Genomic DNA, 20,002 nt, shown 5'->3' with positions numbered 1-20,002 from the left:
GCAAGGCCGAACTAGTGAGTTTCGCCTTGCTACTCCCTATACTAGGCCAATAGGTTTAATGGTATTGAATAGTGATATTACTTGCCTTGGGAAGCCAATCCTGTAGAGCGCTATGCTCAATTTCCCCAATAACCGCCATACTCGGGTGATTTCTATCTTTCAGGAGCACTATTTTGATATGGTCCTGATGCAGGTTTTGAAAGTGATCATAGGGTGAAATTGGGTCAGTATTGGAAGCAAATAAAAGCACGGGCACAGGAGTGTTGGTTAGTAAAGGTTCAATTTGTGTTTCCAGTAGGCTTATATTGGCTTCCTCTAGCGCCATTGACGCTCCTATTTTTATTTCTTTTTCAGAGAATGCTCTACTAAGTAGGGGAAAATTCTCTTGGGCATAATTATAAACAGCCTGGTCAAATTCCAACATGGGGGCTTGTAATATTAGGCCGCTGATATCTTGTCGAGATTGAGTGATTCTCGCCGCAGTAAGGCTCCCCATGGAATTTCCAAGAAGATAAATGTTTTTACTTTCTATCAGGTCTTTATGGATAAGCTCGTCAATTAACCGGTTAATCACTTCACTATCACCAACGCCATATTCCTTACGGCCTTCAGATTCACCATGGCCGAGCAGGTCTGGAATAACTACCTGAAATCCAAGGAGACGAAAATATAATGCTGAGTGAAGCATGAATTCTTTTGAGATTCGGAATCCATGTAAAAGAATGATGGTCCCAGAATAATGTTTGTTTAGGGCTTCTTTATTTATAGATAGATTAACTTGGCTGGTTTGATCGCCAGAGTCAGTTTCTATGGAGTATTTAATTTTACCTTTTTCAAGGGGATCAGCAGAGAAATAGCTAATACACAAGTTTCTTAGCTTGTCACAGTAATTATTTTTATGGAATCCCCATGATTTTATCTGCTCATTTGAAACTACATGATCGTAAGGGAAGCTTTTTGAGCTTGCAATATAATCTCTGATGTTAACTGCGCAAGATGATATAAGTAAACAAATTGATATAGTCAGAAATAGTTTTATTGATTTCATTTTCATAGGCATAAATTGTCGCTAAAATCTAGTTGAATCAAAAAAATAAAGTGAAAGAATTACGTTGTATTAGTAGCGGTGCACTACCTGTGGTTAGGCTAAATTGATTCAACTTTTGGCAATTGCTCATTTCTCTAAGATTTGTGTAAGCAAAGTTTCACTTTTTCTTTGATTGCTTTAGGAGAGTTTAAAGCTTTTACAGCCGGCGTTGTGCCCGATCGACTTTGCCAGTAGTTAAATAGATCTATGAATGTGCCGACTGGAGGGTCACTTACGGGTGAAGTTGATAAGGTAAGGGGAGATTGTGAACTCGCAAAAGGAAATTGTTTGGTTTTTAGAGAATGGCGGCAGACAAATAACCTTTGCTAACCGCCATGAATGTTAAGAGTGTATTTAATTTAGGTTAATTCCGGCCTCCCTGGAGGCCGCATCAAAGCCGTTGGCTTGTCGGCCAGCCTGCAAATCGAGTGTATAAGTTAATAGGGTGTAGTCTTTTGGATCGGCTTTACAAACAAATCCCATCGAACGGGCAAATGTCTGCACGCGTTTGTTGTCGGCTGACTCAATGGAATAAATTTGCTGTAAGCCTTGCTCTTTTGCGCAGTCGATCAGACGCTTTAACATTAATCGACCTAGCCCCAATCCCTGCCAATCATCGCGGACCACAACTGCGCATTCGCAGGCTAGCCCGTCTGCATCTACGGCGTAATGTGCGGTAGCTACGGCTCTTTGCGCATGGTCGCTGGTGCAGAGTGCAATAAAGGCCTCATGAACTTGATGGTCGTTATCGGTGAGTAGCTCAATCAGCTTTTGGCTAGCTTTACAGCTGCCGCCGATAAAGCGGTCTCGCCGGGTTTCTGGAGATAAGTCTTCTATCAGTTCTTTTTCCAGTTGGCTATCACTGCGGCAGATGGGGCGTATTGATACCCTGCGCCCATTACCGAGAGTAATTAGTTCTATCTGGTGCTCATTACTGACATTGCTATTTTCTGACATGGCTGTGAGTATCCCGGCAGCACCTGGCTGCATCATCTTTGGTTCGCAACGGGGGTTGGATATCACAAAGATAGACGCTCAAGTTGCGAACGTGGAACTATGTTACGCTCGCTTGGCCTGGGTCCCCAACAACCCCTTTGTCTATGCCTATGAAGAGCAGTTTTAGCCGAGAGAACTATACAGTCAGTTTCATTATGGTATAGTGCTGTAGCTGATTTTTCTCAGCTGCGTCATTTGTAGGCCGGTGATCTACCGGTATCCCCCCGTGAACTTTTCTAAATTCTTCCCGGAACCCTCTACTGAATGCCGCGCGCCGGCTGGCCGGTGAATTGACGGCTGTGTGCATCGAGCCTCACTTGCTCTGGATGCCAACTCCGATTTTTCTATTTGCTCCTTCGTGGTGCGAATGTGTTTGATTGCGCCCAGGGCGCAGTTTGAGGTTATTTATGTTGTTTGAAGATCTGGGCCTTGCCCAGGAGATTGCCCGTGCCGTTGCAGAGCAGGGCTATACTGAGCCCACGCCAATCCAGGCCCAGGCCATTCCGGCGGTAATGAAGGGCAGTGATATTATGGCTGCAGCCCAGACGGGCACGGGTAAGACCGCCGGTTTTACATTGCCGCTGTTGCACCGCTTAAACCAGGGAGAGCGTGCCAGAAAAGGGCAGGTGCGCGCATTGGTACTCACCCCAACCCGCGAGCTGGCCGCACAGGTGTTTGATAATGTGCAGAGCTATAGCCAGTACCTGCCAATGCGTCATGCGGTAGTTTTTGGTGGAGTGAAGATCAATCCCCAGATTTCCCGACTGCGAGGCGGTGCCGATATTCTAGTGGCGACCCCTGGTCGTCTATTGGACCTGCACAATCAAGGGGCAATCCGCTTTGATCGCCTGGAAGCCTTAGTCTTAGATGAAGCAGACCGCATGTTGGATATGGGTTTTATCCATGACATTAAGAGAGTGCTGAGGATCTTACCGGCCAAGCGTCAGAATCTACTCTTCTCGGCAACCTTTTCTCCTGAGATTCGCCAGCTAGCCAAAGGTCTGGTGAAGGATCCGCTGGAGATTGATGTCAGCCCGCGAAACTCCACTACCAAAACAGTACGACAGAAGCTCCACCCTGTGGATAAGGCTCGAAAAACAAAACTGTTAAGTCACCTGATTCGAGAGAATGGCTGGCATCAGGCACTGGTATTTAGCCGTACCAAACATGGGGCCAATCGGCTGGTGAAACAGCTCGAAGGAGATGGCATCCTGGCAGCGGCTATTCACGGTAATAAGAGCCAAAATGCCAGAACCCGGGCTCTGGCAGATTTTAAAGCCGGTAAGGTGCAGATCCTCGTTGCGACAGACATTGCTGCACGGGGTATCGATATCGATCAATTACCCCAGGTGGTAAATTTCGACTTGCCCAATGTTCCTGAAGATTATGTTCACCGTATCGGTCGTACAGGACGTGCGGGCGCCCAGGGGCAAGCTGTATCCCTTGTTAGTGCCGATGAAATTAAGCAGCTTCGCGATATCGAGCGCTTAATTGGTAAGCCAATTCCCCGCGAGGAAATCGAGGACTTTGAGCCAGATCATCAGTTGCCAGCCTCTGGCAACCCCAAGCGTGGCGGCCAGCAAAAACCTGGCGCCAGTAAACGCCCTGTAGGTTCCCGAAATAATGAGGGCGGACGAGATGCTCGTGGCAATAGCGATGAGCGCCGTGGTAATCGCGGAAGTGGTCGCGGTAAACCAGAAGGACGTGGAACCGGTGGTCGCAATAGCAATGCCACCGCAGGTAAAGGAAGCAATGGAAATCGCTCCGGCGGTACTGGCAGGGCTCGCAGCGCTGAATCGGGTCGCAGTGATGGCCAAAAACCACAGAGAGCTCCGAGACGCCGCCCCAGCAGAGGGCGTTCGGAAAGCGCTTAGCATTTTGAGTAGTTGGTAAAAAAAGCGGCCTAGGCCGCTTTTTTTTCGCCTTTATTTTCTTTCACTGTCTGTTTACTTTTATCGTTTTATTCAGCAGCGATGCTTGAGAAAAGTTTATCTTTTTTTGTGAGTGAAGTTGTTATTTTTATTCTTATATTATTATTGTGATTTGTATTATCCATACTAAAAGCTGGAACCAGTGTCTGCTTATTTTTGGCTAATTTGGATATATCAATTCCATAATTGATCACATTTGCTCTCAGAAATTTGTGTTAAGTTAAATTTGCTTATTTAAGAAAATTTACACAAGGATATGTTGTGAAATTGAAGTTGCTCTCAAAGTTTTTCGTTCTTCCTTCTACTGTGTTACTGCTGACCAGTAATGCAAGTGGTAAGGCTCAATTCCAGCCTGCCGAAATTTACTCAATAGGTTCCAGAGCTGAAGCTGTTACCGTAGCTGACTTGAATAATGATGGACGAGATGATGTGGCTATTATTACTTCCCAGGCTTTTGATCCAGACAATGACTTCCAATTAAAAGTCTTTCTTCAGAATCAGGCTGGACAGTTACAAGACGCAGTAAATTACCCTCTGTCCAGTGAGACAGAGAGCTTGCCGAAGTCTCTCGCAGTGGGTGATATCAATAGTGATGGTCGCAAGGATATTGCTATTGGGTTTGCAGGTGAAAAAATTGAAACCTTTTTACAAACTGAAGATGGAGGTTTGACAGCCGGAGAAACTTACCTCTCCAGCTATGCTACCAATATTGCTATTGGAGATCTAAAGGGAGATGGAGTCAATGAGATTGTTGGGATCAGTAAAACCAGCGATGGTGTTGAGAGTATTCGCCAGGCACCCCAGCCCTTTGGTCAGGTAAGAAGTCTGAGTTTTGTGATGGGCCATGAATCCGCTTTGCTGACTCTGGGGGATGTCAACAGGGATTATGTCGATGATATTGTGATGCTCAGTGAGCAACCGCTGAGTACAAAGTTGGCGGTAATGGAGTCTAATCCGTTTAGCAGCCAAATTGCCTATTATGATTTTGGTAGTAAGGTTCAGGCTAATGGTATTTCGACAGGAGATATCAATGGCGATGGATTCAATGATGTGGTTGTTTCTCTCGAGGATAGCGCTACAGGAGCCGGTTTGGCAGTTTTTTTTCAGGATAGTGAACGTAAGTTGCAAATCCCTGTTTTTTTCTCCACACAAAATAATCCTGGACCAATTTTAACTAAATTATTGCAAGATAAAGAATCTGCTAGGGTATTAATGCTGCCCAAGGAGGGATTTTCCCTGACCGCTTATGGAGATTTTATCCAGGATTTGGAGGCTTCTAAATACGAGATAAATATTCCTGTTGGTAACTATTCCAATCCACAAAGTATAGCTACGGGAGATATAAATAGTGATGGGGCCGTTGATATTGTTATCGCTAATCCTCAACAGGGACTAATAACTCTAAAGGGGAGTTTGGCAGTATTAAATCAGCCGCCTCAAGCCATTGCTGGAGGTGATCAATCTGTTGATGGAGGCTCCCTGGTTGTGCTCGACGGTAGCCAGTCTTCAGATCCTGATGGAAATATTGTTGCATATCATTGGAAGCAACTTTCTGGAGCGCCTGTAAGCTTGATGGACTCGGGGGATGGGGTGGTGAACTTTATTGCTCCAGCTGAGCAAAAAGGCATAGTGCAAGAGTTGGTTTTTGAGCTTGAGGTTGAGGACGATCATGGTATTGTCAGTACCGATCAAAGCACAGTACGTGTGGGAACTAACTTGGCACCGGTTATTGTGGTTGAGAATATCGGAACGATAAAAGCTGGGCAAAGTGTCAGGCTGGACGCCAGTGAATCCTTTGATATGGATGGAGAAATTGTAAGTGCCCGCTGGGCTCAGTTGAGTGGTGATCCTGTTGAGTTAATGCAACTTGAACGTGGGGTTGCTACTTTTACCGTTCCTGTCTTTGGTGGGCCATTAGGGTTACTGAAAGGTTATGTATTTGAGGTTGAAGTAGAAGATAATGGTGGGCAGAAATCAAAAAGAACAATCGCTTTTATAGCGGAGGGTTTGAAGGCTCCTATAGTTGTGCCTGGGGAGCCTCAAGAGGTCAAGCCTGGGAAGTTAGTTCAATTGGATGGTCGAGAATCCTATGACTCAGACGGTAAAATCGTAAGTTACAATTGGAGCGCGTCAGGCTTGGAGATAAATAATAATCCAGACGGAACCGCCAGCTTTATTGCTCCTGAGATTGCTGCTGATACACAGAGAGTGATAATGGTAACTCTTAGTGTGAAAGATGATGATGGTTATACCGGGGTGGGGTTTTTAGCGATCCGAATAGTTGGTAATTCTAGCCCTAAGGCGCAAATCGTTACCCCACTAAATGTAAAACAAAATAGTCTTGTCACCCTGGATGGATCTAATTCCATAGATGAAGATGGAACTATAATTAGTTACCAATGGCAGCAAGTTGGTGGGCCAGAGGTTTCACTAGAAAATGCTAGTGCAGCGATAACAACATTTATTGCTCCTAACAAAAGTGATGAGGAATATACTTCTTTAGCATTTCAGTTGACGGTGACGGATGACCAGGGAGATATTAATAGAAGTATAATTATGCTTCTGGTTGAATAAAATTTAAGAACAATTGTTGTTGTGGGCCTCGAAAGAGGCCCTTTTTATTTTATTGTTTTTTATAGTTTGCCATATAATCCAAAGTTAACAGGGTCAGCGCTTCAGTACCCTTACGCAAAGCATCTTCATCCACATAGAAAAGCGGTGAGTGATTGCTTGGGGCTTGGCTGGCATCCTGATCTCTTGGAGTTACCCCCAGGAAATAGAATAAGCCTGGGATTTCATTAGCGTAGTAGGAGAAATCCTCAGCTCCAGTAATTTTCGGGATTTCGATTACGTTCTTTTCGCCAACAACAGACCTCAAAATAGGCAGGGCCATTTCTGTCAGCTCTGCATTATTTATTGTTACCGGATAGCCCTCCAGAATCTCCACATCCGCGCTTGCCCCGGAGCTTTCAGCAATTAACTTAGCAGTGGTTTTTAAGCGTTTGAAAATTTCTGCACGGTTATCCATATCAAAATTACGGATGGTGCCGTTCAGATAGACACTGTCGGGAATGATATTGTTGCGGACACCACCGTCAATACGTCCGAAGGAAACGACTGCGGGCTCTTTAGTGATATCGATCTGGCGGCTGACAATGGCTTGGGTGCCCATTACGACTTGTGCAGCGGCGACAATAGGGTCCACTCCACTCCAGGGGCGTGAACCATGGGTTTGGCGGCCGTTGATAGTAATACGGAACTCATCGGCAGCGGCCATAAGCGGGCCCGAGCGATAGCCGATGACACCGGTGGGTAGTGAGGAAGTGACATGCTGGCCAAAGGCCACGTCCGGCTTGTACTTCTTGAAAATGCCCTCTTTGAGCATTAGCTCTGCGCCACCTTCTTCATTGTCCGGTGCGCCTTCCTCTGCAGGCTGGAATATAAACAAGACGTTTCCAGCCAGCTCATCGCGAAGGCCTGTCAGGACCTCGGCAGCGCCCATCAGCATGGCCACATGAGTATCGTGGCCACAGGCATGCATAACGCCAACATCTTTACCCTGGTAAGTGGTTCTGGCTTTGGAAGCGAAGGGCACATCGGTTCTCTCGGTGACTGGCAGAGCATCCATGTCCGCGCGCAAGGCAACAGTTGGGCCCGGTTTGCCGCCTCTCAAAAAGCCCACAAGGCCGGTATGGGCGATATCGGTTTCAACCTCAAGGCCCAGTGCACGTAGGTGTTTTTCAATATATTTGGCTGTTTCAAATTCGCGATTGCCCAGCTCTGGGTTCTGGTGCAGGTGGCGACGCCACTCAATTACTTTGGACTCAGTATTTTCCAGCAATTGCTGAGGCTTAGGGTCGCTTGCAAAGGTATGGGTAGCCAGCAACGATGCACCGATTGCGATGGGCAGGAGCAGTTTTTTCACAGCACAATTCCTTCATTCTCATTATCGTCGCCCGATTCTAACCCAGATTTTGCGCAACCGACTCCCTCGAGCTGGTTTGCCTTTACATATTTTGAAATTCCGTTGTTGACATGATGAACCGAACGGTTCAAGATGTTCTGCATAGATTGTGGAAAGAGCTGTAACCACAGGGCAATGAGGATGACAGGAGGTTCTCAAGATTTTCACGAGACTGGGTGATACTGATTGGTCATGGATTTGGCAAGCTGTTGTGCTCTGTTTCAGTAGGCACAATGGAATATCGAGCAATATCTGCGGGGTCCAAGATTATTTGTATTGCTGACCAATCATTTTGGACCTTAATGCGCGATTAAAGTAATGATTGGGAAAAATCAGAATGATTTAACTTGTAGAGTGCTCTATTTTTTTCTTAGAGGATAATTAACGAGTTAATTTATAGTGATAATAATAGGCAGGTTACTAATATATCTGTATGTCTTAGGCATATATAAATAATTATTCTATTTGTTGTTAGATTTACATCGACGTAAATTAGATATTTTCTTAACTCTGAAACCCTTCGGCAATCGCCTCTGTATTGGGGAGAGTAAGCTCTGCTTAATGATTGATTACTGCTAATTAAAAATAAGTGGTTCTTATAGCGTATAAAGTGATGATTTCTTATTGATGTCTCGGCCATATTTACGGTTTGGCTGATGGCATTAGTGTGCCTTTTTATCAAATTTTGTAGCTGATCATATTGGCTACTACGGGATTCTGTGGCCGTAAGTAAATACCCATTTGCTTAGGTTGTTGATTAATTATTTTCTATCAAGTTGTTTGAAGGAGCTGATTTAATGTCATCCCCCCAATTACCCTCGAATTGGGTCAGCCGTTATGCGGATTGGCTTATTCGATATCGATGGCTGGTAGCCATTGGCGCACTACTGTTAGCCTTCTTTGCGGTAAGCGGAGCAAGATTTCTGGGTTTCAACAATGATTACCGGGCATTCTTTAGTGAAGCTAATCCTCAACTACAAGCTTATGAGCAAATCCAGCGCACTTACACCAAGAATGACAATATTCTGTTTGCGGTAGTGCCTAAAGACGGAAATGCCTTTTCCAATGATGCCCTGGCAGCCGTAGAGGAGATGACGGAGAAATCCTGGTTGTTACCTTATGCGCTGCGGGTGGATTCAATTACCAACTTCCAGCACACCATTGCCGAGGAAGATGATCTCCTGGTACAGGACTTGGTGGAAAATGCCAGCAATTTAGATGCAGAAACCCTGGCCTCTATCAAGGCTGTAGCGCTGGCAGATCCCACCTTGAAGGAGCGCCTGGTAAATAGTGATGGTTCCGTTACAGGGATAAATATCACCTTCCAGCTTCCACAAAAATCCATGCATGAAACCCCTGAAGCGGCTGAAGCTGCACAGGCATTGATGGAAGAGATTGAAGAAAAATACGATGTAGAGGTCTATGCGACCGGTATTATTTTACTGAGTAATGCATTTTTTGAGGCCTCTCAGTCAGATATGAGCACCTTAGTTCCGCTCATGTACCTGGTGATTATTGCAGTTGTATTTTTGTTGGTGCGGAGCTTCAGTGCGACTTTTGCAGCGCTGTTGGTTATCGTCTTCTCCATGGCCGCAGGCATGGGTTTGGCCGGTTTTATCGGTGTTAAATTGACACCGCCATCCGCTTCTGCGCCCACCATTATTATGACTCTCGCAGTGGCGGATTCGATACATATATTGGTGAGTCTGTTTGCTGCAATGCGCCGTGGACTCAGCAAGCACGATGCAATTAAAGAGAGCTTGCAGCTCAACATGGGGCCTGTGTTCTTAACTTCGATCACTACCGCCATTGGCTTTCTGTCGATGAACTTTTCCGATGCGCCTCCCTTCCACGATCTGGGTAATATTACCGCGATGGGTGTGATGGTGGCATTCTTCTTATCGGTTACCTTACTGCCTGCATTGATGGCGATACTGCCGGCCAAAAGTCGCGCCAGTGAATCCAAAATTGGACGCTCCATGGATACTCTGGGAGATTTTGTGATTCGCCGTCAGCGCCCGATACTACTGGCGGGAGTAATTGTCTCGTTGGGATTATTGGCAATGATTCCAAACAATGAGATTAATGATGACTTTGTTGGTTACTTTGATGAGTCTGTGGAGTTTCGAACTGATTCAGATTATATCAATGACAACCTCTCTGGTATTTACCAGCTGATTTACTCGATCGAATCCGGTGACAACAATGGTGTTAGCAATCCGGAGTTTCTTGCCAATCTGGAGCGTTTCACTGAGTGGATGCAGGCCCAGCCTGGGGTGCGCCATGTCAATACCATTGGCGATACTTTCAAGCGCTTGAACAAAAATCTGCATGCTGACGATCCTGCCTACTACAGGTTGCCTGAAGAGCAGGAATTGGCAGCCCAGTATTTGTTACTGTACGAGCTGTCTCTCCCCTATGGCTTGGATTTAAATAATCAGCTGAATGTGGCTAAGTCGTCGACGCAGATTATTGTAACTCTCGATAATCTCAAGTCGAAAGAACTCAAAGTGGTAGCTGATGCCGGCAGTAATTGGCTGGAGAAAAACATTGGTGTAACTGCCTATGGCGTAGGTCCGGCGATCATGTTTGCCAATATTGCCGAGCGCAATATGGAGGGCATGTTGGTGGGCACTCTGGTTGCGCTGGTGTTAATTTCTGCACTGATTGGTATTGCCCTGCGCAGTGTCAAACTCGGTTTCTTAAGCTTAATTCCCAATTTGTTGCCGGCCGGCCTGGCATTTGGCCTCTGGGGTGCACTGGTAGCTGAAGTCAATGTGGCTGTCACTATGGTGACCGGTATGGCACTGGGTATTGTGGTAGATGATACAGTGCACTTCCTCAGTAAATACCTGCGCCAGCGCCGTGCAGGCTATAACGTGGAGGACGGACTGCGTTACGCCTTCTCTTCAGTGGGTGTAGCGATAGTTGTGACCTCAGTCATTCTGATTGTCGGATTTATGGTGTTGGCCCAGTCCTCCTTCGGTATGAATTCTTCCATGGCACTTCTGACCGCAATTTGCATTTTGATGGCCTTGCTGGCGGATTTCCTACTTCTTCCGATTCTCTTGATGAAGCTCGATGCCAAGGCATACGACCCCGCTATTACCCCTATTGAAAATAAGGAGCAAAACTATGCAACCCAGCCGCTCTAATAAACCGTTTTTGACACGGGCCCTAGCAGGTGCCCTGGCTCTGGCAGCTTTCTCTGTTTCTGCCAGTGAACTGGACCTGGCCGCAGAAAAAGGTCTGGAAATTGCCAAGGAGGCGGACCGCCGCGACTTGGGATTCGGTGATCTTAGCAACAGCCTTACAATGACCCTGCGCAATAAATATGGTGAGGAGAGTGTGCGGGCTATGCGCACTAAAACTCTGGAGCAGAAAAACGACGGTGATAAATCCCTGGTGATTTTTGACAACCCTCGGGATGTAAAGGGTACAGCATTTTTGTCCTTTACCCATAAAGTGGGCTCCGATGATCAGTGGCTCTATTTACCTGCTTTAAAGCGAGTAAAGCGTATTTCCTCCAGCAACAAGTCTGGCCCATTTATGGGTAGTGAATTCTCCTATGAAGATATCGCCTCACAGGAGGTGGAGAAGTACACCTACAAATATTTACGCAACGAGTCTTTCGATGGCCGCGATCACTTTGTTCTGGAGTTGGATCCGGTTGATCCTAAATCTGGTTATTCCATTCAACACCTTTGGGTTGATACAGAGGAGTACCGCGCATGGAGAACGGATTACTATGATCGAAAAGGGGACCTGATGAAGACCCTTACGATTTCCGACTACAACCAGTACGGCGATCAATACTGGCGAGCCAATAAAATGGAAATGGTTAATCACCAGACCGGTAAATCCACGGAGTTGTTGTATGGCGACTGGGTATTTGGCAATGGTTTTACCGATCGCGACTTCACCAAAAATAGTCTCTCCAGGGCGAAATAGGGATTGCGCCCATGGTTAACCAAAAAATACTCATTTTGTTGCCACTATTGGCGGCGCTGAGTCATACGGCTGGAGCGGATGAGTTGAGCGGTTATGCGGGCCTGGAGGCCCGCGCATTCACCGCAGACCCTTTGGATTCAGCACAAAGTGATGCCGGTCTTTCTGCGTCTTTAAATCTCGAGTACTACCGGGATTTTGACGATGGAAACCAGCGTGTTGTGGCCAGTGTCTTTGGGCGCTGGGACAGTGAGGATAGCGATCGCAATCACGCGGATCTCGGCGAGCTTTACTGGTGGAAAGCTTACGATAGTTTCGAGCTTTACGCCGGGGTGCGCAAAGTATTTTGGGGAGTTACTGAAACCGTGCACTTGGTGGATGTGATTAACCAGGATGATGCACTGGAAAATATCGACGGTGAAGACAAGCTGGGCCAACCCATGATTAACCTCCTGATGGAGCGTGATTGGGGAACACTGGAAGTGTACGGTTTACTGGGTTTTCGCGAGCGTCAATTTGCTGGCCGGGAAGGACGATTGCGTGCGCCGCTGCTGGTGGATGAGGATGCTGCGGTCTATCAATCTGACCGGGAGGAGAAGCATATAGATTGGGCCTTGCGTTACAGCCATGTACTTGGAGATTGGGACCTGGGCCTCAGCCATTTTTCCGGTACTAATCGGGATCCATTGTTATTGCTTACGGAAGATGGCTTGCTTGCGCCTTACTATGCACAGATCGATCAGACGGGTGTGGACATTCAAACTACCCGTGGAGATTGGTTGTGGAAGTTTGAAGCTATTTCATTTAAACCTCGCGGTGAAGATCGCCAGACAGCGGCTGTCGGTGGTTTCGAATATACATTTTATGGTATTGGCGAAACGGTCTCAGATCTTGGGGTATTAATGGAGTATCAATTTGATGATCGTACCGGACCTTGGTCTACGGCCAGTCAAAATGACATTGCGATAGGTGCGCGATACGCTCTCAATAATACTCAGGATACGGAGCTTTTATTTGCCGTAAGCACCGATTTGGATAACGGTAGTCGTTTTTCCAATCTGGAACTGACCCACCGACTTAATGATCGCTGGTTAATGGAAGCAGAAGCGCGTTTTTTCGGTAATGCCGATGAAGAAGACCCTACCTACAATTTGCGCAACGACGACTATTTTCAGTTGGAATTACGTCGCTATTTTTAAAAGTTAATTCTCACAGGAATACCCCCATTCCCACCCCAAAGAGGCAAGAAGTTTTGGGGTGGGCTTTTTTTAGGGAAGTGTATACTGGTCCAGAATTGTGGATAGCTGTTGGTAACTGTTTTTGCCTGCTGTGGTACTGCCCGTGCCTTTATTCAGGGCCACTACGCCACGGCTTACCGCCATAACCATCGCGGCGAGGGCGGCACAATCGACACCGGCCTGCAATTGGCCATCGTCAATAGCCTTTTGCATACGGGTTTCGATCCGGTTCAGCATATCATTGGTACCCTTGGCTACCAGGTCAGCGAGAAATCCTTCACTGGCACCCACCTCCATTGCTGCCATAGTAGCGATACAGCCTTCAGGAGTTTCAGAGCTTTCCATACCAGACTGAAGCATTTCCAGGAAGCCGCCCATGGCTGTGCGGAAGTCCGGGTGGTTCAAGGTATCCATAGCATCGCAGGCGTATTGGGTGTGGAAATGTTCCAGACAGCGGCCATACAACCCTTCCTTGCTTTGGAAGGTGTTGTAGATACTGGATTTATTCAGTCCCATGGCCGATTCAAGATCCGACAAGGAAGTTGCTTTGTAGCCTTTTTCCCAGAAAACGCGCATGGCCTTGTCTAGTACTTGTGACTCATCGAACTGCTTGCGCCCACTCATTTATCGTTACCAAACCTCAAAAAAATGATAGTGACATATCAATCTGGGGGGGGCAAGACGAGAGGGGGAGAGTCTCAAAATTATAGGGGTAAATAGGTTTTGTCATGAGTAATCCAGCGGATTTGCCGGTTCATGAATAGGTGGTCAGCTTATTCGGTACAAAGGCCGAGTGCTGACTAATGGGCCCCTTTTAATCGGTTGCTCAAAGTAAATGACCAGCTCGTCTTAACCTTTGATTGTTGTGGCCCCGAGGTGGAGTCAAGGCTACCCGCTTGCGGTTCCTAAAAATAGATAATTAACCTATGATTTCGGCCGCGAATGAATAGAGGATGAATAGAAAATTATGGGTATTTTTGATAAAGCCAAGGAACTCGGTGAAAGGGTCAATGAGTCCGTATCCGCTTTTAGCAGTGATGAAGTGATAGCCAATACCGTTATCAAAGCGGTTGAAAAGCAGGAGAAGGTGAATGCCATTCTCAAAGCCAGGGGATGCAATTACCGTGTTGCGGATATCGATCTGGGGATGGGAATTCCACCAACGGTGACTTTTGGGGTGAGGCGAGTTGATGAGCTGGCAGAAAAAAAGACTGATGAAAATGGTGTCATGACTTCACCTGCGCCTGAAGAACCCGCCTTATAGTTACCATTCTCTAAATGACGGTGCCGGAAATTTTATAAAGCGATATTGGAATAAACATTATGAGAATAGTGCGTAGCAGAGATTTTACCGGTAGCAAGCCCTGGGAATCGCAGCTGATAGCAAATATGAACGGGATTACCACTAAACTGCATTGGACTAATAAACCTTATATATGGCATATCAATGATGGCCAGGAAGTCTTTGCTGTTCTCGATGATCATGTAGAAATTTTTTACAAAGTAGCAGGTAGAACTGAATCGGAACTTCTTGGGCCTGGTGATATATTCCACGCTTCCGAGGGCACGGAACATGTAGCTCATCCTGTTGGTGAGGCTCGTATTCTGGTTGTGGAATCTGAAGGTAGTGTTTAGGTAAATCTTTTTCTTTCTGAAAAAAACACATTTTACCAGATATTATTCTTGATTATGTGCGACTGTGATTAGCCCTTGCGATGCTAATTGCCTAGGTCGGGAAGCGAAAGATTAACTGCTGTGTATTCCGTTCCGCACGTATATGACGGATTATGACGACTTATTGTCATTTTTATACCATTATTTTTGCAAAATTTGCGATAATATTGGCGGTTTTCTTTGAACGTTCTTATTTGTCCCGGTTGGGAAAGCAGTCTGTATTTTTTGCAAAAAAAAGGGTGGTTTTTTCTTTGCCTGATATGACGAAATATGAATCACCTAAAAATTTCGTATTGGTGAATTTATCCACATAAACAGTAAGTAATGAAAACGATTATTGTCAAAAATTTCTAGCTAATAAAGGGAGTCTAGAATGCTGGAATTAAGACCGAATTGTGAGAGTTGCGATAAAGATCTCCCCCCTAATTCTGTAGAGGCGATGATCTGTACTTATGAGTGTACCTTTTGCAAGGCCTGTGTTGAGGAGATTTTGAGCAATGTCTGTCCCAATTGTGGAGGTGGATTTTGCCCTCGTCCGGTACGGCCGCAAGTGGCGAGACGCCAAGGGGTGGGGATTCAATTTCAGCCTGCATCGCAAAAGCGGGTTTTGAGTCGCTACAGTAAAGAGGAGATGCGAGATTTTGCTGCATCGCTGAAGGCGGTAGCCCCAGAGGCGCGCTAAAGTTTTGCTTAAACTTAAATAAGCTCTTTCCTGTGACCAATCAAAAGCTTGCAGTCTAATTATTGTGGTTACTCGGTATTTTACTGCAAATATGTCAGAGGCTCTCTGGGTTAACCGGTTTCTTTTTGGGTTGAATGGTCCGGTAGGAATACTTTTGGGACTGGCAATATCTTCTCTGACACCGTAACTTATATTCCTTTTTTTTGGGGATCTGAACAGGGATAACTATGACGAGTATCGTAGCGGATATCGGCGGCACCAACGCCCGTTTTGCGATAGCCAAGCCAATTGCAGAGGGCTATCAGCTAGAGGGGCTGAAAGTAGTGGACTGCAAACGCTTTGAAGGATTTGATGCTGCGTTGCAGCATTGGCTCGATAGCCTCGATCAGCCCAGGCCAGAGAAAGTGTGTATTGCTGCTGCAGGCCCGCTGGAGAAGACTCCCTCTGGAAAGCGCGTTTATATGACGAACCTGGGCTGGAGCATTGATGCAACGGCCCTGGCCGAGGAATTTCAGTTCCCCCATCTGGAGCTGATTAATGATTTTGCCGCGCTGGCTCAGTCGCTACCGCGCCTGTCCAGTAGCGATTATACCGTGCTGAGGGATGTGCCTCGTCCACAGGGTGCGCCGATGGTAGTACTGGGTCCGGGAACCGGCCTTGGCGTGGCAGGCCTAGCCGAGGCAGATGGCCGCTATCATGTGCTTGCAGGCGAGGGTGGCCATGCCAACCTGACGGTATCCACTGAACGCGAACTGCAACTTCTACAGATCCTGATGAAGAGCCGGTGTCCGGTTTTTAATGAGTGGGTTCTTTCTGGCAGCGGATTGGTGAACCTTTACCGAGCCGTGTGTGAGTTTAATGGCCGTACTCCTGAGGCACTGACACCGCCGGATGTGAGCGCCCGTGGCCTGGATAATACCGATCCTATGTGTCGTGAAACCCTGCTGGATTTCCTCAATTTCCTTGGCAGTGCCGCGGGAGATGCTGCGCTGTATATGGGGGCTCGCGGTGGTGTTTTCCTGGGAGGGGGCATCCTGCCTCGGATCGCTGAGCTACTGCCAGAAAGTGAGTTCGAACAGCGCTTCCTTAACAAGGGTCGGGTTGCACCGTGGCTGGAAGCCGTGCCGGTATATGCCTTGAATGCCGGTTACCAAGCTCTAATCGGTGCTGCGGTGCAGTTAGAAGGCTGATTTGCCTATTTTGCCCCTGAAAAGAGGAGATCAACCATTTCAGGGGCGCTACAAAAATAGTTGAGAGGATACTCAGGACCCCCTTACTCCTAGCCTCCAGGAGGTTTCACAGTGTTGAAGCTATAAATCCCTTTTTCGCCTTTTCTGTCAGGTATCTTTTACGTTAACTCTATCGCGTACAATTAAGCGGCATAGCTGCGTGACAGCAGTCACAGTTTCTCCCACCTCCTCCCCCCTCAGGGGAGGATGTTATGGATTAGGGGCCGCCCTAGGATGCAGGGTCTCAACATAACGATAAGTCCAGGGAGAAGATGATGAGTCTATCCAATAAAGGTAAAGGGGTGCTCAGACCCACTTTGCTATCTGCTGCCATCGCGGCCTCCGTGTCCACCTCGGTTGGGGCCTATGCGCAGGAGCAGGAAACACTGGAAGAAGTAACAGTTACCGGTATTCGCACCAGCGTTTTGGACTCCGTTGAAGCCAAGCGCGCCGCCGATGTTGTGGCCGATGTGGTAGATGCGGGCGCTCTGTCATCTCTTCCCGACCAATCAATCGCCGATGCCCTGGGCCGCCTGCCCGGCGTGACCACCGTGCGATCCAACGGTCAGTCCTCACAGCTAAATATCCGCGGTATGAACGGCGACTTCCTGCAGACCACTCTGAATGGTCGTGAGCAGGCCTCTACCAGTGGTTATACCGAAAGTACTCGCTGGATATCTTTTGACCAGTACCCAGCTGAGCTGATTAATCAGGCAGCGGTCTACAAGACTCCGAAAGCCTCTCATATCGAAGGTGGTGTAGCGGGCTCTGTAGAGCTGAAAACAGCCAATCCTCTCGACGCCGAGAAAGAACACAACTTTAATGCCAATGTGCGTATGTCGTTTAACGACGCAGCAGACGATGTCGGTGCCGACGAATTCGGTGAGCGCGTCACGCTGTCGTACATGGGTAAATTTATGGATGACAAGGTGGGCGTAGCCCTGGGTTATTCCCACCTCGAACAGCCGAATAGCTTTGTAAAATCCCGCACGGGTGCAGACGCCCAGATCGGTTATGAACCGCCGGCAAGCGATTACGATGGTGACGGCAGCGCAGATGCTTTGCCGCGCGCATTCCAATGGCAGTCCGGTGATGGTACCGATACTCGTAATGGTTACCTGGCCAGCGTCGTTTTTGAGCCTACCGATGGTTTCAAGGCCCAGTTGGATTACTTCAAATCTGACTTTGAGCGTGTGGATACTCGCCACGGTATTACGGTTGGTGGCCTGGCCAATACAGACATGTATACCCTTTCCGATACCGAAGTAAACGGCGGAGTGGTTACCGATGGAACGGTAATTATTACCGATCCAAAAACTGTTTACGATTCCAGCCCCTGGTTTGAATCCCGCTCTGAGGATCAATCCACTCAGGCGGACAGCGATAGTATTGGCCTGAACCTGGAGTGGAATTTTGGTGACCGCCACACTCTGGCCGTTGACTACTCCTACAGTAAGGGCACCAAGACGCGCAAGGATCAGATTGTATCCATGCACGCTTATGACCTGACCTACGATGACAATGGGAACTTAGAGACCTGGGAAGAAGCTGCTGGGCAGAGCTTTGCCTATTCCCTTAATGGTGATGGTATTCCCTCAGGCGTTTTCTCCGGTGTAGATTTCACCGATCTGGATACCATGCGTTTGTCGCGCTACGAAGAGTACCCCCACGAGTACACCGATAAAGTTGAAGCCTTCAAGTTCGATTACAAGTTTGACTTGGAGTGGCGAGCCATTGCCTCTATAGAGACTGGATTCCGTGTCTCTGAGCGTACTTTCGATTCTGAGCGTGGTGCTTTCCTTTATGGTAGCCGCGATGGTCAATTCAATGACTACTGTGCGGATAACCTGTCCGACATCGATTGTGAGCCGCAACTACTGGACGGCTATGTCAGCATTGAATCTACCAATGGGATACCCCAATTCGTAGTCAACGATATGGATGCCCTGGCTTCCAGTATTTTTGGTGCCGGTAATTACGAAGGTAAAAAGGTATTTAGCCAGGACTGGACTTTCGTTGAGTCCGGTGCTGTGAAAGAGGAAGTTTTTGCCTACTACCTGATGGCCAATATCGAAACCCAGTTGGGTAGTATTCCAGTAACTGGTAATTTCGGTGTACGGGTTGTTGAAACCGATGTGAAGTCCAGCGGTATCCAAAATGTGGGTGCTGGCAATGGTATCGAAATTACTGATGACGTGGGTGTAACTTCAGATAGCTACGACTATGTTGAGTACGGCCCCGAATACACAGACACCCTGCCTTCCCTTAACTTAAACTTTGAGCTGACCGAGCAGGACTACATTCGCTTTGCTGCAGCTAAAGTGATGGGCCGTCCGCCGGTTGGGCAGCTGAAGGGCGGCGCTGGCTCCTGGAACAGTGTTAACAACGATGGCGCTACGGAGTACAACGTTTGGACCAAGGGTTCTCCCTACCTAGATCCTTTCCGTGCAAACCAGTTTGACCTGGCTTACGAGCACTATTTCGAAGATGGCGGCGCGGTAACTGCAGCCATTTTCTGGAAAGATATCGAAAGTCTGGTAGAAAAGCAGTATATCTACCTGGACAGCCAGGCTGATCGAACGGCACTGTTTGATTCCCTGGGTATTGAAATTCCCGTTGGTCTGGAAGCCGGCGCCTTCGAAACTTACGTGAACAACGACAAGGGTGGTTATATTCGAGGCATCGAGCTTGCGGGTACCAAAACCTTTGATCAGCTGCCGGGTATTTGGGCTGGCTTGGGTATGACCGCCAGCTATTCATATACTGAGAGTGAAACCGAAGTGAGTGGCGGTAACCTCTATGGTGAAAACCTGCCGTTGCCGGGCCTCTCTGAAAATGTCTGGAGCACTACAGTATTCTGGGACATCGGTAATTTCAGCTCCCACGTCAATGTTCGCTATCGGGATGAATTTATCCTGAATATGCCGGTACCAGGTAGCTCAACACCTGTGGAAGCACAAGCCTATACCACTGTCGATGCACAGATATCCTATGCATTTGATAACGGTATCGATGTGATTTTCTCAGCAAACAATCTTACTGATGAAGCTGATGTGAAATCCTACGGAGTAGATGGCGTCCTCGGTGAATACACTGAGTTTGGGCGTCAGTTCTACCTCGGCTTGAACTATAGCTACTAAGTATCGCTGATTCTTTCGGTGTAAACCGAAGATGTGATAAGAGACCGCCCGCTGAGCTACGCTTGCCGGGCGGTTTTTTTTTGAAATGTTAAAGGGACCGACAATAAGTGCGG

The 20,002-nt window shown here is 47.4% G+C and carries 14 protein-coding genes; 10 read left to right on the top strand and 4 right to left on the bottom strand.

Annotation, left to right across the window (positions count from 1 at the left end; genetic code table 11):
* Positions 1-55: 55 nt before the first annotated feature.
* Together ACJJJA_RS20965 and ACJJJA_RS20960 are read right to left on the bottom strand one after the other, a co-directional pair.
* Positions 56-1,060, bottom strand: coding sequence for an alpha/beta hydrolase (locus ACJJJA_RS20965; protein ID WP_444887361.1), 1,005 nt, complete (start codon positions 1,058-1,060; stop codon positions 56-58).
* 381 nt (positions 1,061-1,441) lie between these two features.
* Positions 1,442-2,044 carry a GNAT family N-acetyltransferase gene (locus ACJJJA_RS20960; RefSeq protein WP_444887360.1) on the bottom strand — a complete coding sequence of 201 codons (603 nt, stop codon included), beginning with the start codon at positions 2,042-2,044 and terminating at the stop codon, positions 1,442-1,444.
* Between the two features lie 446 nt (positions 2,045-2,490).
* Here ACJJJA_RS20960 and ACJJJA_RS20955 point away from each other — a divergent pair, with 446 nt between their 5' ends.
* Both ACJJJA_RS20955 and ACJJJA_RS20950 read left to right on the top strand, forming a co-directional pair.
* Positions 2,491-3,957 carry a DEAD/DEAH box helicase gene (locus ACJJJA_RS20955; protein ID WP_444887359.1) on the top strand — a complete coding sequence of 489 codons (1,467 nt, stop codon included), beginning with the start codon at positions 2,491-2,493 and terminating at the stop codon, positions 3,955-3,957.
* A 318-nt stretch (positions 3,958-4,275) separates the two neighbouring features.
* Positions 4,276-6,588, top strand: a complete 2,313-nt coding sequence (locus ACJJJA_RS20950; protein WP_444903290.1) for an FG-GAP repeat domain-containing protein — start codon at positions 4,276-4,278, stop codon at positions 6,586-6,588.
* A 49-nt stretch (positions 6,589-6,637) separates the two neighbouring features.
* Here the strand turns inward: ACJJJA_RS20950 and ACJJJA_RS20945 are convergent, their stop codons facing one another.
* On the bottom strand, positions 6,638-7,939 hold the full coding sequence (locus tag ACJJJA_RS20945; protein WP_444887357.1) for an amidohydrolase: 1,302 nt from the start codon (positions 7,937-7,939) through the stop codon (positions 6,638-6,640).
* Positions 7,940-8,775: 836 nt separating this feature from the next.
* Here ACJJJA_RS20945 and ACJJJA_RS20940 point away from each other — a divergent pair.
* Genes ACJJJA_RS20940 through ACJJJA_RS20930 form a run of 3 tightly spaced genes read left to right on the top strand, consistent with a single transcriptional unit; the run spans position 8,776 to position 13,125 of the window.
* Positions 8,776-11,133 carry an efflux RND transporter permease subunit gene (locus ACJJJA_RS20940; protein ID WP_444903289.1) on the top strand — a complete coding sequence of 786 codons (2,358 nt, stop codon included), beginning with the start codon at positions 8,776-8,778 and terminating at the stop codon, positions 11,131-11,133.
* A complete protein-coding gene (locus ACJJJA_RS20935) occupies positions 11,114-11,929 on the top strand; it encodes an outer membrane lipoprotein-sorting protein (RefSeq protein ID WP_444887356.1) in 816 nt (271 codons plus the stop codon). The genes ACJJJA_RS20940 and ACJJJA_RS20935 overlap by 20 nt, the downstream gene beginning before the upstream one ends.
* 11 nt (positions 11,930-11,940) lie before the next feature.
* On the top strand, positions 11,941-13,125 hold the full coding sequence (locus ACJJJA_RS20930) for a hypothetical protein (protein ID WP_444903288.1): 1,185 nt from the start codon (positions 11,941-11,943) through the stop codon (positions 13,123-13,125).
* A gap of 69 nt (positions 13,126-13,194) precedes the next feature.
* Here ACJJJA_RS20930 and ACJJJA_RS20925 read toward each other — a convergent pair whose 3' ends face one another.
* Positions 13,195-13,788, bottom strand: a complete 594-nt coding sequence (locus ACJJJA_RS20925) for a TetR/AcrR family transcriptional regulator (RefSeq protein WP_444903287.1) — start codon at positions 13,786-13,788, stop codon at positions 13,195-13,197.
* A gap of 343 nt (positions 13,789-14,131) precedes the next feature.
* Here ACJJJA_RS20925 and ACJJJA_RS20920 point away from each other — a divergent pair, with 343 nt between their 5' ends.
* From ACJJJA_RS20920 to ACJJJA_RS20900, 5 genes are all read left to right on the top strand, one after another.
* Positions 14,132-14,428 carry a hypothetical protein gene (locus tag ACJJJA_RS20920; protein WP_444882939.1) on the top strand — a complete coding sequence of 99 codons (297 nt, stop codon included), beginning with the start codon at positions 14,132-14,134 and terminating at the stop codon, positions 14,426-14,428.
* A gap of 59 nt (positions 14,429-14,487) precedes the next feature.
* Positions 14,488-14,799, top strand: a complete 312-nt coding sequence (locus tag ACJJJA_RS20915) for a cupin domain-containing protein (RefSeq protein WP_444903286.1) — start codon at positions 14,488-14,490, stop codon at positions 14,797-14,799.
* Positions 14,800-15,211: 412 nt separating this feature from the next.
* Complete coding sequence (locus tag ACJJJA_RS20910) at positions 15,212-15,520, top strand: DUF1272 domain-containing protein (RefSeq protein WP_444882937.1); 309 nt, start codon at positions 15,212-15,214, stop codon at positions 15,518-15,520.
* Positions 15,521-15,747: 227 nt separating this feature from the next.
* Positions 15,748-16,710 carry a glucokinase gene (gene glk, locus ACJJJA_RS20905; protein ID WP_444882936.1) on the top strand — a complete coding sequence of 321 codons (963 nt, stop codon included), beginning with the start codon at positions 15,748-15,750 and terminating at the stop codon, positions 16,708-16,710.
* Between the two features lie 311 nt (positions 16,711-17,021).
* The gene (locus ACJJJA_RS20900) at positions 17,022-19,889 is read left to right on the top strand and encodes a TonB-dependent receptor (protein WP_444925250.1); all 2,868 of its coding nucleotides are present in this window, start codon (positions 17,022-17,024) and stop codon (positions 19,887-19,889) included.
* Positions 19,890-20,002 lie beyond the last annotated feature (113 nt).

The organism is Microbulbifer mixtoriginis (SeqCode) (assembly GCF_052466865.1).
Note: the sequence above shows the minus strand (reverse complement) of the source record. Positions and strands in the feature narration are given on the sequence as shown.

Bases quoted from the DNA above. Each gene is read 5' to 3' on its own strand.
- ACJJJA_RS20910 (WP_444882937.1), top strand. From the start codon at position 15,212: ATGCTGGAATTAAGACCGAATTGTGAGAGTTGCGATAAAGATCTCCCC.
- ACJJJA_RS20920 (WP_444882939.1), top strand. From the start codon at position 14,132: ATGGGTATTTTTGATAAAGCCAAGGAACTCGGTGAAAGGGTCAATGAG.
- ACJJJA_RS20935 (WP_444887356.1), top strand. From the start codon at position 11,114: ATGCAACCCAGCCGCTCTAATAAACCGTTTTTGACACGGGCCCTAGCA.
- ACJJJA_RS20925 (WP_444903287.1), bottom strand. From the start codon at position 13,788: ATGAGTGGGCGCAAGCAGTTCGATGAGTCACAAGTACTAGACAAGGCC.
- glk (WP_444882936.1), top strand. From the start codon at position 15,748: ATGACGAGTATCGTAGCGGATATCGGCGGCACCAACGCCCGTTTTGCG.
- ACJJJA_RS20900 (WP_444925250.1), top strand. From the start codon at position 17,022: ATGATGAGTCTATCCAATAAAGGTAAAGGGGTGCTCAGACCCACTTTG.
- ACJJJA_RS20915 (WP_444903286.1), top strand. From the start codon at position 14,488: ATGAGAATAGTGCGTAGCAGAGATTTTACCGGTAGCAAGCCCTGGGAA.
- ACJJJA_RS20930 (WP_444903288.1), top strand. From the start codon at position 11,941: ATGGTTAACCAAAAAATACTCATTTTGTTGCCACTATTGGCGGCGCTG.
- ACJJJA_RS20955 (WP_444887359.1), top strand. From the start codon at position 2,491: ATGTTGTTTGAAGATCTGGGCCTTGCCCAGGAGATTGCCCGTGCCGTT.
- ACJJJA_RS20940 (WP_444903289.1), top strand. From the start codon at position 8,776: ATGTCATCCCCCCAATTACCCTCGAATTGGGTCAGCCGTTATGCGGAT.
- ACJJJA_RS20960 (WP_444887360.1), bottom strand. From the start codon at position 2,044: ATGTCAGAAAATAGCAATGTCAGTAATGAGCACCAGATAGAACTAATT.
- ACJJJA_RS20965 (WP_444887361.1), bottom strand. From the start codon at position 1,060: ATGCCTATGAAAATGAAATCAATAAAACTATTTCTGACTATATCAATT.